14 protein-coding genes are annotated in these 13377 nt (G+C 67.5%); 11 read left to right on the forward strand and 3 right to left on the reverse strand.

The window, feature by feature from the left end; all coding sequences use genetic code 11:
• Positions 1 to 13: 13 nt before the first annotated feature.
• The 5 genes from AB5S05_RS02215 to AB5S05_RS02235 all read left to right on the forward strand — a co-directional run bounded on the left by AB5S05_RS02215 (position 14) and on the right by AB5S05_RS02235 (position 5053).
• Positions 14 to 1174: a uroporphyrinogen-III C-methyltransferase gene (locus AB5S05_RS02215; RefSeq protein WP_369285785.1), complete on the forward strand. Its 1161-nt coding sequence runs from the start codon at positions 14 to 16 to the stop codon at positions 1172 to 1174.
• A complete protein-coding gene (locus tag AB5S05_RS02220) occupies positions 1171 to 2421 on the forward strand; it encodes a heme biosynthesis HemY N-terminal domain-containing protein (RefSeq protein WP_369285786.1) in 1251 nt (416 codons plus the stop codon). Before AB5S05_RS02215 ends, AB5S05_RS02220 begins: the two co-directional genes overlap by 4 nt.
• 136 nt (positions 2422 to 2557) lie before the next feature.
• Entirely contained in the window at positions 2558 to 3049 is a 492-nt protein-coding gene (locus AB5S05_RS02225) for a disulfide bond formation protein B (protein WP_369285787.1), read from the forward strand.
• Positions 3050 to 3338: 289 nt separating this feature from the next.
• Positions 3339 to 3812 (forward strand): sigma D regulator, encoded by a 474-nt coding sequence (gene rsd / locus AB5S05_RS02230; protein WP_369285788.1) that lies wholly within the window; start codon positions 3339 to 3341, stop codon positions 3810 to 3812.
• Between the two features lie 350 nt (positions 3813 to 4162).
• The gene (locus AB5S05_RS02235; RefSeq protein WP_369285789.1) at positions 4163 to 5053 is read left to right on the forward strand and encodes an AlgP family protein; all 891 of its coding nucleotides are present in this window, start codon (positions 4163 to 4165) and stop codon (positions 5051 to 5053) included.
• Here the strand turns inward: AB5S05_RS02235 and AB5S05_RS02240 are convergent.
• The gene (locus AB5S05_RS02240; protein ID WP_369285790.1) at positions 5050 to 5514 is read right to left on the reverse strand and encodes a TIGR02444 family protein; all 465 of its coding nucleotides are present in this window, start codon (positions 5512 to 5514) and stop codon (positions 5050 to 5052) included. The genes AB5S05_RS02235 and AB5S05_RS02240 overlap by 4 nt on opposite strands.
• Positions 5515 to 5564: 50 nt before the next feature.
• Between AB5S05_RS02240 and AB5S05_RS02245 the strand changes: the two genes are divergently transcribed.
• From AB5S05_RS02245 to AB5S05_RS02260, 4 genes are all read left to right on the forward strand, one after another.
• Positions 5565 to 7481, forward strand: coding sequence for an ATP-binding cassette domain-containing protein (locus AB5S05_RS02245; RefSeq protein ID WP_369285791.1), 1917 nt, complete (start codon positions 5565 to 5567; stop codon positions 7479 to 7481).
• Positions 7478 to 8065 carry a mechanosensitive ion channel domain-containing protein gene (locus AB5S05_RS02250; RefSeq protein ID WP_369285792.1) on the forward strand — a complete coding sequence of 196 codons (588 nt, stop codon included), beginning with the start codon at positions 7478 to 7480 and terminating at the stop codon, positions 8063 to 8065. Before AB5S05_RS02245 ends, AB5S05_RS02250 begins: the two co-directional genes overlap by 4 nt.
• 5 nt (positions 8066 to 8070) lie before the next feature.
• The gene (locus AB5S05_RS02255; protein ID WP_369285793.1) at positions 8071 to 8835 is read left to right on the forward strand and encodes a TerC family protein; all 765 of its coding nucleotides are present in this window, start codon (positions 8071 to 8073) and stop codon (positions 8833 to 8835) included.
• An 84-nt stretch (positions 8836 to 8919) separates the two neighbouring features.
• Positions 8920 to 9549, forward strand: coding sequence for a LysE family transporter (locus AB5S05_RS02260; protein ID WP_369285794.1), 630 nt, complete (start codon positions 8920 to 8922; stop codon positions 9547 to 9549).
• Positions 9550 to 9562: 13 nt separating this feature from the next.
• Here AB5S05_RS02260 and AB5S05_RS02265 read toward each other — a convergent pair whose 3' ends face one another.
• Complete coding sequence (locus AB5S05_RS02265; RefSeq protein WP_369285795.1) at positions 9563 to 10336, reverse strand: SDR family NAD(P)-dependent oxidoreductase; 774 nt, start codon at positions 10334 to 10336, stop codon at positions 9563 to 9565.
• A gap of 118 nt (positions 10337 to 10454) precedes the next feature.
• Between AB5S05_RS02265 and AB5S05_RS02270 the strand changes: the two genes are divergently transcribed.
• Both AB5S05_RS02270 and AB5S05_RS02275 read left to right on the forward strand, forming a co-directional pair.
• Positions 10455 to 12350: an FTR1 family protein gene (locus tag AB5S05_RS02270; protein ID WP_369285796.1), complete on the forward strand. Its 1896-nt coding sequence runs from the start codon at positions 10455 to 10457 to the stop codon at positions 12348 to 12350.
• Positions 12351 to 12427: 77 nt separating this feature from the next.
• The gene (locus AB5S05_RS02275; protein WP_369285797.1) at positions 12428 to 12880 is read left to right on the forward strand and encodes a YaiI/YqxD family protein; all 453 of its coding nucleotides are present in this window, start codon (positions 12428 to 12430) and stop codon (positions 12878 to 12880) included.
• On the opposite strand, the gene AB5S05_RS02280 is transcribed toward AB5S05_RS02275, so the two are convergent.
• Positions 12877 to 13347 carry a thioesterase family protein gene (locus AB5S05_RS02280; RefSeq protein ID WP_369285798.1) on the reverse strand — a complete coding sequence of 157 codons (471 nt, stop codon included), beginning with the start codon at positions 13345 to 13347 and terminating at the stop codon, positions 12877 to 12879. The two genes, AB5S05_RS02275 and AB5S05_RS02280, sit on opposite strands and share 4 nt — an antisense overlap.
• Between the last annotated feature and the right edge of the window lie 30 nt (positions 13348 to 13377).

Here is a 13377-nt window from a genome sequence, read left to right on the forward strand (position 1 = left end):
AAAGGATGGATACGTGAGCGAAGCGACTTCCCCGAAAGAGCAAGAGCAACCTGTACCGGACGCCGTCGCCGCCTCGGCCAGCGCGGCGCACAAACCGGCGTCGCGCGGCACCGGCCTGGCGGTGCTGGCCCTGCTGATCGCAGCCGCCGGGGCCGGCGCGGCGGGTTGGAGTGCCTGGCAGCTACGCGCGCTGGAGACTCGTGAACAACAGCAGCTCGGCCGGTTGCAGGAGGCCCGCGGCGAGACCGAGGCCCTGGCGCAGCGGGTCGCGACCCTGGGCGGGCGCCTGCAGCAACTGCCGCCAGCCGACGAGCTGGAGGCGCAGCGGCGCTTGCTTGCCCAGCTGCAAGGCGATCAGCAGCTGCTCAATCAGCGCCTGGAGACGGCGCTCGGTGCCAGCCGCCAGGACTGGCGCCTGGCGGAGGCCGAGCACTTGTTGCGCCTGGCCAGCCTGCGCCTGTCGGCGCTGCAGGACATCAACAGCGCCACGGCCCTGGTGCAGGGCGCCGACGAGATTCTTCGCGATCAGGACGACCCCGCCGCTTTTGCCGCGCGCGAGCAGCTGGCCAGAAGCCTGGAAGCGCTGCGCACCACGGTCGACCCCGATCGCACCGGGCTGTTCCTTCAACTCGGCGCCCTGCGTGAGCAGGTGATGCAGTTGAATGCGCTGAACCCGGCCTTCGACAGCCAGGGCGGTGTGCTCGCCGACCTGGCCGCGCAGAGCGATGCAGACAGCTGGTGGGCCAGGGGCCTGGAAACCCTGTCGCAGTATTTCCGCCTCGATTTCAATGCCGACCAGAACATCCGGCCGCTGCTGGCCGGGCAGAGCCTGGCGCAAGTGCGGCTGGCCCTCAGCCTGGCGCTGGAGCAGGCGCAGTGGGCGGCGTTGCACGGCGAGTCCGAGGTCTATCGCCGGGCGCTGGAGCAGGCGCGCGATGTGCTGGATGGCAATTTCAATCGTGACAATCCGGCCAGCCGGGCCCTGCGCATGCGTGCCGACGAATTGATCGAGCGACCGGTGGCGGTGGTAGTGCCGGATCTGAGCGGCACGCTCACGGCGGTGCAGGCCTACATCGAGCACAAGCAGTCGGCGCGTCAGCGGGTCGAGCGCCAGGCTCAGGCCAATGAGGCGCCGGACGAGGCGGCGCCAAGCGCCGAGGAGGCTCGCCCATGAAGCGCATCTACCTGTTGCTCGTCGTGCTGCTCGGGGCGGCCGGCCTGGCGCTGCTCGGCCTGGCCATCGCCGAACACAAGGGCTATGTGCTGTTCGCCTACCAGGGCTTTCGCTACGAGTCGAGCCTGTGGGCCTTTCTGGTGCTGGCAGCCGTGGTCGTCCTGCTGCTCTATCTGTTGCGTCTGCTGGTGCGCCTGCTGCTGGTATCGTTTGGCCTGGTCAACCCCTGGTCCGGCCTGCATCGCAGCCGGCGCGTGCGTCAGGCCAGCGAGCAGGGTTTCCTCGACCTGGCCGAGGGGCGCTGGGTGCGAGCCCTGCGTCACCTGCGCCGGGCTGCAGAGGGCGAGGAGCAGCCGCTGATGTATTACCTGGGGGCCGCCCGTGCGGCCCACAAGCTCGGTCAGCATGAAGACAGCGACAGCCTGCTCGAACAGGCCCTCAAGCGCCAACCGGAGGCCGAGCTGGCCATCGCCCTGAACCATGCCGAATTGCAGGAAGAGCGGGGTGACCTAGAGGCAGCCAAGGACACACTCGAAGTCATGAATCGGCGCCATCCCCAGCAGCGTCAGGTGCTGCGCCAGTTGCAGCGCTTGTACCTGCTGACGGGCGGCTGGTCGGCATTGCTCGGCCTGCTGCCGGAGTTGCGCAAGCTCAAGGTCCTTAGCGCCGCCGAGTTGCTGGAGGTCGAGCAGCGCGCCTGGCGTGGCCGTTTGGCCGATGCCGGCCAGGCCAGCGAAGGGGATGTGTCCGGCGCCCTGGCAAACCTGACCGAGGCCTGGCAGCAGCTGTCCTCGGCGCAGCGCCAGGAACCGGAATTGCTGGTCGTGTATGCCGAGCAGCTGCGCCTGTTAGGCGCCGAGGCCGAAGCCGAAGAATTGTTGCAGCAGGCCCTGAAACGTCACTACGATACGCGTCTGGTGCGGCTCTACGGCCTGCTCCGTGGCCGCGACCCGGCGCGCCAGCTGCAGGTGGCCGAGGGCTGGTTGAAGGACCACCCCAAGGATGCCGACCTGCTGCTCACCCTCGGTCGGATATGCCTGCACGGCAAGCTGTGGGGCAAGGCCCGCGAGTATTTCGAAAGCAGCCTGGTGTTCCAGCGCCACCCGGAAACCTGTGCCGAGTTGGCGCACCTGCTGGCCCAGTTGGGCGAGGTCGAAGGCAGCAACAAGCTGTTTCAGGAGGGCCTGAGTCTGCTCGATCAGCGTCTTGGCGGCCCGCAGCCGGTGGCGACTGCGGTTCGCGGATGAGACCGAGCGCGCAGCGGGCGATGGACGCCCGGTGCCGCGTTGCTGATGGCCAGCCGCTCTGGGCTGGCTGTTTGGCTTGAAAGGGCGAGGGGCTTTCCACTACCGTAGGCACCCTTTGATCACTTTCGGAGCCGCCATGCCCCTGGCCAGCCCGCGTTCCTTGTTCTTTCTCGCTTTCCTCGCCAGCGTGGCGCTGATGGGGGCCGCACTCTATCTGGAGCATGTGGTCGGCCTGGAGCCGTGCCCGCTGTGCGTGGTGCAGCGCATCTGCGTGATCGGCTTCGGCCTGGTCTGCCTGTTGGCCACCCTGCATGCGCCTGGCGCCCTGGGGCGCGGCGTCTACGCGGTGCTGGCGCTGCTGTTCGCCGGCGCGGGCGGCGCCACGGCAGGCCGGCAAATCTGGCTACAAGGGGTTCCCGCGGACGAGTTGCCGGCCTGTCTGCCCAGTCTCGACTACATGATGGAGGCCCTGCCCTTTCAGGATATCGTGCGCCTGGTTCTGCATGGTTCGGCCGATTGCGCCGAGGTCAACTGGACCCTGTTCGGCATGAGCATTCCCGAGTGGAGCCTGCTCGGTTTTGTCGCCATGGGGTTGTTCGCCCTGCTCCAGTTGCTGCGCAGAGTTTGACGCCAGAGGCCGCAGGGCCAGGCGTTTTTCGCCGTACGCACTGATGCGCAGTGCGGCCGCCGGCTGCGCGCCGGCGGCCGTTGCCGCGCGGCTTGCAGATTAAACGCTCGTATGAAAGTTTCTCGGCGGTGCGCCTTGATGGCGCAAGCCCAGCGGCATAATCTGCCTGCACGCACCGCCGGAAATTTGCCATTCTGCGGTTGCCTTCCCAAGATCATGCACCGATAGACAGAATAACGTCTCGGAGCGGACGTATAACAGCAACGCCAACAAGGGAAGCGAGGTCATCATGCTTGAGAGTTGTCAGAACGCCCAGGAACGTTGGGGTGGAGTTCACCTGCTGATTGACCGTTGGTTGCAGGAGCGCCAAGAGTTGGTGGCTGCCTTCACCGCCATCAGCAATTCCCCGCAGGCGCCCAGTGCTAACGCGCAAACCTTGCAGAGGTTCTGCGAGGTTCTGGTCGATTACGTGTCGGCGGGCCATTTCGAGGTCTACGAGCAGTTGACCAGTGAAGCCAAGGCCTTTGGCGATCAACGCGGGCTCGACCTGGCCAAGCAGATCTATCCACGTATCGAAGCGATCACCGAAGTGGCGTTGTCCTTCAATGACCGTTGCGACAATGGCGATTGCCGCGAGGGCGTATCCCTCAGTGAAGAAGTGGCGCATCTCGGGCAGTTGCTGCACGAGCGCTTCGAGCTGGAAGACTGCCTGATCGAAGTGCTGCACAACGCTCATCAGCAACAGGTCGCTCCAGCCCACTGACGAAGCCTGGCTATCTGGGCTGCGTCCTCGGCCCAGGCGCCCAGCAGGTCGACAATGCAGCCTTTCCTGAACCGCTACAGCTTGCTGCTGTCGGTCGGTCTGCGTTCATCTTCTGCGGATCCACTGGCAAGAAACATCCGGCGCTCCTAGCCTGTCTTTGCCATTTGCCATTTGCCATTTGCCATTTGCCATTTGCCATTTGCCATTTGCCATTTGCCATTTGCCATTCGCCAGTGCCTGCCGGCGCGTCGTGGTCATGCCATATCGGCGCGCCGGGCGAGTATCACGGCTAGCGAGTGACAGGTACGGGGGCTAGTATGGGGGCATCCCTACCCGCCAGGAGGCGAGCTATGTCGGCAAAGAAGAACTCGAAGAAGAAATCGGTCAATACGCCGTTGCATTTGCTTCAGCAGTTGTCCAGTAGCCTGCTCGAGCACCTGGAGCAGGCCTGTTCGCAGGCGCTGCTCGAGGCGGAAAAGTTACTCGCCAAGCTGGAAAAGCAGCGTGGCAAGGCCCAGGAAAAGCTGCACAAGTCGCGTGACAAGCTGCAGCAGGCGGCCGTTGCCGGCAAGGTCAAGACGCAGGCGAAGGCCAAGGCCGCCGTGGCCGAACTGGAGGAACTGCTCGACGAACTCAAGGAGCGCCAGGCCGAGACCCGCAGCTATATCGCTGGGCTCAAGCGTGACGCCCAGGAGAGTCTGAAGCTGGCTCAGGGCGTGGGTAAGGTCAAGGAGGCGGTCGGCAAGGCCCTGAGTCATCGTGACGCCAAGGCGGCCGCGGCTAAGGCGCCGGCCTCCACGTCGCCTGCCGCACCTGCAGCCAGCAAGGCCCCGGCCAAGCCGCGAGCAAAACCAGCGGCGCGGAAAACCACCGCCACAGCGGCCAAGCCCGCTGCCGATCAGGCCCCGGCCGCCGCAGCTGCCTCGAAACCGGCTGGCCGCTCTGGCGCCGCCAAGCCTGCTGTCAAAGCGGCCGCTACCCGCCGCGCCAAGCCGACGAGCAAGCCCGCGTCGGTCGCGAGCGAGGGTGCTGTCTCTGCCGAAACCGCCGGCAAGCCCGCCGCCCGGACCGCCGCGAAACCGCGGGTCACGCCTGCGGCGAAGAAGCCGGCGGCACGCAAACCGGCGGCGGCCAAACCAGTGGCCGCTAAACCGACGGCGGCCAAGCCCGCCGCCGCGCCGGCGAGCGAGGAGGGTGCGGCCCCCGCTGCCGGTACCCGCACACCTCCTGCCGCCTCCTAGGGCTGGATGGCCGCGTCGCGCAGCTGCACAAGCGCGGCGCGGTCAGTTCGGCAGGCGGTCGGTAACACCTGCTCCAGCCAGGCAAGCGAGTCCGCCGCGACCGCGCACGGCCAGGCCTCGCCGAGCGATTCCAGGCGCTGCAGTTGCAGGCGTTCGGCCTCCTGCTCCAATTGCTTGACCCGTTCGCGCAGCTCGGCCAGTTGCTTGTCGTGGCGAGCCGCATCGCGCCAATCCTGGCGCACCTGTCTGAGCACGCCGACCACCTCTTGCTGCCAGGGTTGCGCAAGGCGGCGCAGTTGCGCGACGCGCGCCGTGCTGCAGGCCACCCCGCGCCGGCCCAGCCAGGCGGCGCAGATCAGCAGGCAGACGTCCGCCCCCTGGCCCTGTAGTTGCAGGCACGCGGCCTCGACGCCCGGGCGTTGGTAATAGTCTTGGGCGAAACGCCACAGGTCAGCAGGCATGGTGCATTCCGAGTATGCGGCGAGGGACTCTGGTAGACTCCGCCGCCATTATGATCCGACTCCAGAACCTCACTCTACAGCGTGGCCCGCAGCGTCTGCTAGAAGGCGCCGAGCTGTGCCTGCATCCCGGCCAGAAGGCCGGCCTGATCGGCGCCAACGGCGCCGGCAAATCCAGCCTGTTCGCGCTGCTGCGCGGTGAGCTGACGCCGGACGCGGGCGATTGCCTGATTCCGGCGGACTGGCGCATCGCTCATATGCGCCAGGAGGTCGATGCCGTCGAGCGTCAGGCGGTGGACTACGTGCTCGATGGCGACAGCCATCTGCGCCGGGTCCAGGCCGAGCTGATCCGGGCCGAGGCGGCTCACGATGGTGCGGCCATCGCCCGCCTGCACACCGAGCTGGACAACCTCGACGGCTACAGCGCCGACGCGCGCGCGCGCAAGTTGCTGGCGGGCCTGGGCTTCGACAGCGCGCAGATGGATCGACGCGTCGGCGATTTCTCCGGGGGCTGGCGCATGCGCCTGAACCTGGCTCAGGCGCTGATGTGCCCGTCCGACCTGTTGCTGCTGGACGAACCGACCAACCACCTGGACCTGGACGCGATTCTCTGGCTGGAGGGCTGGCTGAAAAGCTATCCGGGCACCCTGCTGTTGATCTCCCATGACCGCGACTTCCTCGATGCGGTGGTCGATCACGTTGTCCACCTCGACCAGCAGAAGCTGACCCTTTACCGCGGCGGCTACACGGCCTTCGAGCGCACCCGCGCCGAGCGCCTGGCCCAGCAGCAGCAGGCCTACGAGAAGCAGCAGGCGCAGCGCGCGCACATGGAGAAGTACATCGCCCGCTTCAAGGCCCAGGCGACCAAGGCGCGCCAGGCGCAGAGCCGGATCAAGGCCCTGGAGCGCATGGAGGAACTGTCGGCGGCGCATGTCGATTCGCCGTTCGACTTCGTCTTTCGCGAGGCCAGCAAGATCTCCAGTCCACTGCTCGACCTCAGTGAGGGGCGCCTGGGCTATGGCGACAAGGTGGTGCTCGAGCAGGTCAAGTTGAGCTTGGCGCCAGGGGCGCGCCTCGGCCTGCTCGGGCCCAACGGCGCCGGCAAGTCGACCCTGATCAAGAATCTGGCCGGTGAACTTGAGCCGCTCGGCGGGCGCCTGCGCCGCGGCGAGAACCTGGTGGTCGGCTACTTCGCCCAGCATCAGCTCGATGCCCTCGACGACAAGGCCAGCCCCTTGCTGCATTTCCAGCGTCTGGCGCCCAGCGAGCGCGAGCAGACGCTGCGTGACTTCCTCGGCGGCTTCGACTTCCGTGGCCCGCGTTGCGAGGAGCCGGTGGTGAACTTCTCCGGTGGCGAGAAGGCGCGCCTGGCGCTGGCCCTGATTGCCTGGGGCCGGCCCAACCTGCTGCTGCTGGACGAACCGACCAACCACCTCGACCTGGAGATGCGCCTGGCCCTGACCATGGCCCTGCAGGAGTTTTCCGGCGCGGTGGTGGTGGTGTCCCACGACCGCCACCTGCTCAAGAGCACCACCGACGAGTTCCTGCTGGTGGCCGATGGCCGGGTCCAGCCGTTCGACGGTGACCTGGAAGACTACGCGCGCTGGCTGGTCGATTACCGCGCCCGGCAGGCGCCGGTGTCGGCGGGCGGCGGGGACGGTGGCGTCGACAAGGCCGACAAGCGCGCCCAGCGCCAGGCCGCCGCGGCCTTGCGCCAGCAGCTGGCGCCGCACAAGCGTGAAGCCGACAAGCTGGAGAAGGAACTCGGCCAGCTGCACGAGAAGCTCGCTGCGGTGGAGACCCGCCTGGGTGACAGTGAGCTCTACGAGCCGGCGCGCAAGGACGAGCTGCGCGAGTTGCTGGCCGAGCAGGCCAGGCTGAAGGGCCGCGAAGCGGATCTGGAGGAGCGCTGGATGCTCGCCCTGGAAACCCTTGAGGCCCTGCAGGCCGAACTGGAGGCCGCCAGTTGACTGTTGCACTGCCGGACTGGCAATGGCTGGTCACCTGGAGCGAGCCGCTGATAAGGGCCGGCCAGGTGCTGCTGATTCTGCTGCTGGCGTGGCTGCTGCAGCGTTTGCTCGGGCGCGGCTTGCGGCGTTTGGCGGCGCGCTACCCGCAGTTGCCGGCGGAGCTGCTGCGGCCGCTGCGCACCGTGTTGCGCTGGCTGGTAATCGGCAGCGCCGGCCTGCTGGTACTCGAGCGGCTCGGTGTTTCGGCACAGATCCTGTGGACCGCGCTGACCGGCTTCGTCGCCGTGGCGGCGGTGGCCTTCTTCGCCATCTGGAGCGTGCTGTCCAACCTGTTCTGCGCCCTGCTGATCTTTGCCCTGCGGCCGTTTCGCCTGGGGGACCACCTCGAGCTGATCGATGGCGCCGAGAAGACCGGGATCAAGGGCCGGGTGCTGTCCATCAACCTGTTCTATACCACCCTGCAGGACCTGGCCGAGGGATCCAATGGCGCCCAGTTGCAGGTGCCCAACAGCCTGTTCTTCCAGAAAGCCGTGCGCCGCTGGCGCAATGGCGAAGTTTCTCCCACCCGTCACTTAGAGATCTGACCCTGATGGAATGGCTGACCAACCCGGAAATCTGGGTCGCGTTTCTCACCCTGACCGCCCTGGAAATCGTCCTCGGCATCGACAACATCATCTTCATCTCGATCCTGGTCAGTCGCCTGCCCAAGGCCCAGCAGCCCAAGGCGCGGCTCTTCGGCCTGGCCCTGGCCATGGGCACGCGGATCCTCCTGCTGCTGTCGATCGCCTGGGTCATGCGCCTGACCAATGATCTGTTCCAGGTGCTCGGCATGGGTATCTCCGGGCGTGACCTGATCCTGTTCTTCGGCGGACTGTTCCTGCTGTTCAAGAGCACCGCGGAGATCTACCACAGCCTGGAGGGCGCCGAGGAGGCGCAGCAGGCCGGCGGCAAGGCCTATGGTTTCATGGGCATCATCGTGCAGATCGCCATCATCGACATCGTCTTCTCCCTCGACTCGGTGATCACCGCCGTCGGCCTGGTCGACAATGTCCAGGTGATGATCGCCGCCATCGTCATCTCGGTGCTGGTGATGATGCTCTCGGCCGGCACCATCAGCGACTTCATCGACCGCCACCCGAGCCTGAAGATGCTCGCCCTGTCGTTCCTCATCGTGGTTGGCACCGTGCTGGTGGCCGAAGCTTTCGACGTGCATGTGCCCAAGGGCTATGTGTACTTCGCCATGGCCTTCTCGCTGGCGGTGGAGGCGATCAACATTCGCCTGCGCGCCGCCCGCGCGCGCGCACGTCAGGAGACGCCGGAGCCGGTGCAGCTGCGCAAGGCTTCGCCGGACTGACCGGCGAGGCTGGGCGCCTTGCCTGGCAGGGGGTAGGCTATTGGGCCTGTCCTTGTTTCCTTCACTTGTTCTGAGGTATCTGCCATGGCACTGCAAACCTGGCTCGCCTTCTTCGTCGCCTGCTGGGTGATCAGCCTGTCGCCCGGTGCCGGGGCCATCGCCTCGATGTCCGCCGGGCTGCAGTACGGCTTCTGGCGCGGCTACTGGAACGCCTTGGGTCTGCAACTGGGCCTGGCCTTGCAGATCCTGATCGTCGCCGCCGGCGTGGGCGCGCTGCTGGCGACCTCGGCGCTGGCCTTCAGCCTGATCAAGTGGTTCGGCGTGGCCTATCTGGCGTATCTCGGCTATCGCCAGTGGCAGGCCCTGCCCGCCGAGATGGCGGCCGAAACCATCCGCCCGCTGGGGCGACCGCTGGTGCTCGTGAGCCGCGGCTTTCTGGTCAACATCAGCAACCCCAAGGCGATCGTGTTCATGCTCGCGGTGCTGCCGCAGTTTCTCGATCCAAAGGCGCCGTTGCTCGGCCAGTACCTGCTGATGGGGCTGACCATGATCGCTGTCGACTTGGTGGTGATGGCTGGCTACACCGGGCTCGCCTCGCGGGTCCTGCGGTTGCTGCGCTCGCCCGGCCAACAGCGGCTGATGAACCGTACCTTCGCCGGGCTGTTCGTCGGCGCCGCGGCGCTACTGGCCACCCTGCGCCGCGCCCCGGCCTGACTCCGCGCCGCGCTCACCATTCGATCGGCTGGCCGTCCCAGGCCCAGAAGCTGCCGGACTGCGGCGGACCGTGGCGCTCGACCTGCTCCAGCAGCCGGGCGGCGGCGAAGGCGGGGCTGAACAGCTTGTCGGCCGGCACGTTGCGCTGAAACGGCCGGGACAGCTCGGTGGCGGTGGTGCCCGGATGCAGGGCGAGCACACAGGCCTCGGGGTTGAGTCGGGCCAGTTCGATGCTGGCGGTGTGCAGCAGCTGGTTCAGTGCGGCCTTGCTGGCGCGGTAGCTGTACCAGCCGCCGAGGCGGTTGTCGCCGATCGAGCCGACTCGTGCCGAGAGGGCAGCGATGGTGCACGGATGACGGCCGCGCAGCAGTGGCAACAGGTGCTTTAGCAGCAGGATCGGGGCGAAGGCGTTGGTCTGGAAGGCCGCCTGCAGGCCCGGCAGATCCAGTTGCGCCAGGCCCTTCTCGGCGCTCGCCGCGCCGTCGTGCAGCACCCCGGTCGTGCACAGCAGCAGGTGCAGGCGCGGCAGGCAGTCCTGCAGCCGTACGGCCAGCCGGCTCAACGCTTGCTCGTCGCAGGCATCCACATCCAGGCAGCGCAGGCGTTCGCCATGGCGCTCGAGCAGCTCGGTCAGGCCCGGCGACTCGCTGGCATGCCGGGCGATGGCCCACACGCCGGCGACCTCCTCGCGCTGCAGCAGTTGTTCGACGAGGGCCAGGCCAATGCCGCGGCTGGCGCCGCAGACCAGGGCATTGGCGGGTTCCTGCAGGCGATCCCATAGGTGCATGGCGAAGACTCCGCTGGGTGGCGACAAAAGGTCGCATGATGAAGGTGGCCCGGGGCTTGAGAGCGGATCCGGGGAGGACAATAATCAAACACTATTAATTCTTATTTGGATTGGCCCCATGTCGTCTTCCCGTATTCTGCCCTGGCTGCTGGTGCCTGTGCTGGCGCTGTGCAGCCTGTGCGCCTTGGCCGAGCCCGCTGCAGACGCGGCGCAGGCCCTGCACCTGCTGGGCTACCTGGGCGCGGACTATCCGGCGACCGTGGCCAATGGCGAAGTGGTCGATGCTGGCGAGTACCGCGAGCAACTGGAGTTTCTCGGTGTGCTGCAGGGCCTGATTGTCGCGCTGCCGGCACGCCGCGAGCAGGTCGAACTGGAGCAGGGTATCGCCAGCCTACGCCAGGGCATCGAGCGGCGCGAGCAGGGCAGTGCCGTCGCCGCCCAGGCTCGGCAACTGGCCGCCACCCTGGCCAGGGCCTATGCGGTCAGCCAGACGCCGGCCATCACCCCCGATCCGGCTCGCGGCGCACCGCTGTTCGCCCAACACTGCAGCGTTTGCCACGGCCAGCAGGGCGCCGGCGACGGCCCCGCCGGGATCGGCCTGGAACCGCCGCCCGCCAACCTGCGGGACCTGGCGCGGATGGACCGGCTGAGCCTGTACGACCTGTACAACACCATCGGCCTGGGCATCGACGGCACCGACATGACGGCCTTCGCCGATCAGCTCGACGAGCGCCAGCGCTGGGATCTGGCCAGCTATATTGCCGGCTTCAGCGCCGCGCCGGCGGCCGAGGCCGCGCCCTTTACCCTGGCTGCCCTGGCGGCCACCACCCCCGCGCAGGTGGCCGCGGAGCAGGGCGCGGCGGCCGCGGCGGCATTTCGTGCCCAGCGGGCCCGGCCGCCGGCTCAGCAGCGCGGGCCGCTGCAACTGATCGAACACAGCCGCACCACCCTGGAGCAGAGCCTGCTGGCCTATGGCCGCGGTGAACGCGAGCAGGCCTACGACCTCTCGGTCGGCGCCTACCTGGAAGGCTTCGAGCTGGTCGAGAGCGCCCTGAACAATCTCGATCCGGACCAGCGCAAGACCACCGAGAAGGCGCTGATGGCCTACCGTCAGGCGCTGCAGGATGGCGCTTCGCTGCCCCTGGCGGCGCAACGCCTGGAGGCGGCCAAGGTCGAGTTGGACAAGTCCGCGGCCCTGCTCGACGGTGGCGGCCTGTCGGACTCGCTGAGCTTCTTTTCCAGCTTGCTGATCCTGCTGCGCGAGGGCCTGGAGGTGATCCTGGTACTGGCGGCGATCCTCGCTTTCCTGCGCAACACCGGACAGCAGCGGGCGGTGCGCAGTGTGCACCTGGGTTGGGGGCTGGCGTTGCTGGCCGGGGTCGGCACCTGGGCGCTTGCGGCCTACCTGATCGACGTCAGCGGCGCCCAGCGCGAGATGCTCGAAGGCATCACTGCCTTGTTCGCCAGTGTCATGGTGCTCTGGCTCGGGGTGTGGATGCACGACCGCCGCCATGCGGCCGCCTGGCAGGACTACATCAAGAGCAGCCTGGTCGGCGGTGGCGGGCGTTTCGGCTTCGCCCTGCTGGCCTTCTTCTCGGTCTACCGCGAGCTGTTTGAAGTGATCCTGTTCTACGAGACGCTCTGGCTGCAGGCCGGCCCGCAGGGCCATGGCCTGGTCCTGGCCGGCGCTGGCGCGGCGCTGCTGCTGTTGCTCGGCCTGGCCTGGGTGATCCTGCGCGGCTCACGCAAGCTGCCCTTGGCGACCTTCTTCAGCGCCAACGCGGTGCTGCTCTGCGTGCTGGCGGTGGTGTTCGCCGGCCACGGCGTCGCCGCCCTGCAGGAGGCCGGCGTGCTGGCGACTCGCCCCGTGGCCTTCTTCGATTTCGACTGGCTGGGCATTCATGCCGATGGCTACAGTCTGGCGGCCCAGGGGCTGGCCCTGGCGATGATCGCGCTGCTCTACGGGCGCAGCTGGGTTGGCGAGCGGCGCCGGAGCCCGCTCGGCGCGGCCTGAGGCTCGCGCCTGCCGACGTCCGGCAAATGACCTAAGATGCCGGGATTGAGCGACAGGGCGACGGAGGGTGAAGGCCGATGCGAGTGTGGATAGATGCCGATGCCTGCCCGCGGGCGGCGCGCGATCAGGTGGTGAAGTTCGCCCTCAAGCGGGGCTTAGAGGTGGTGCTGGTCGCCGGCCAGCCGGTGGCCCGGCCGAGCTTCGCCTGTGTGCGCCTGATCGTGGTGCCGAGCGGGCCGGATGCGGCCGATGATTACCTGGTCGAGCACGCCGTGCCGGGCGAGCTGGTGATCTGCAGCGACGTGCCGCTGGCCGATCGCCTGGTCAAGCAGGGCGTGGCCGCCCTCGACCCGCGTGGCCGCGAATTCGACGAGCGCAATATGGGCGACAAGCTGGCCACCCGTAATCTGTTCACCGAGCTACGCGAGCAGGGCCAGGTCGGTGGCGGCCAGGCCGCCTACTCGGACAAGGACCGGCAGACCTTCGCCAACTCGCTGGACCGCATCCTCACCCGTCTGGCGCGTGCCTAACCGCAGAGGTAGGTGCCGGTGCCCACGGCGACCAGGGTGCCGTCGTCGCTGTGCAACTCGCTGCGCACCACCGCCACCTTGTTGCCCGAGCGCAGCAGCACCGCGCTGGGGGTGAAACGCTGGCCGCGGCCGGGACGCAGATAGTCGATGCGCAGGTCGATGGTGCCCAGCTTCGACAGCCGGGCCATGCGCTCGGCGCTGGACAGGTGCTGGTGACGCTCGAAGGCGCCGATCAGGGCCATGGCGCCACCGGCCACGTCCAGCAGCGACGAGATCACGCCGCCATGCAGGATGCCGTGGACGAAGTTGCCGATCAGCTCGGGCTTCATCGGCAGGTGCATGGTCACCCGCTGGGTGCTGAGCTCATCGAGCTGGATGCCGAGCACCTGGTTGAACGGGATGTGCTGGAAAAAACTGCTCACCGCCTGCTGCAGTTCGGCGGTGAGTTCGAAGGGTTGGCTGGTCATCGGCGCCATGCTCGCTGGGGATTGTCGTCA

Source organism: Pseudomonas zhanjiangensis, assembly GCF_041027545.1.
GTDB lineage: Bacteria > Pseudomonadota > Gammaproteobacteria > Pseudomonadales > Pseudomonadaceae > Aquipseudomonas > Aquipseudomonas zhanjiangensis.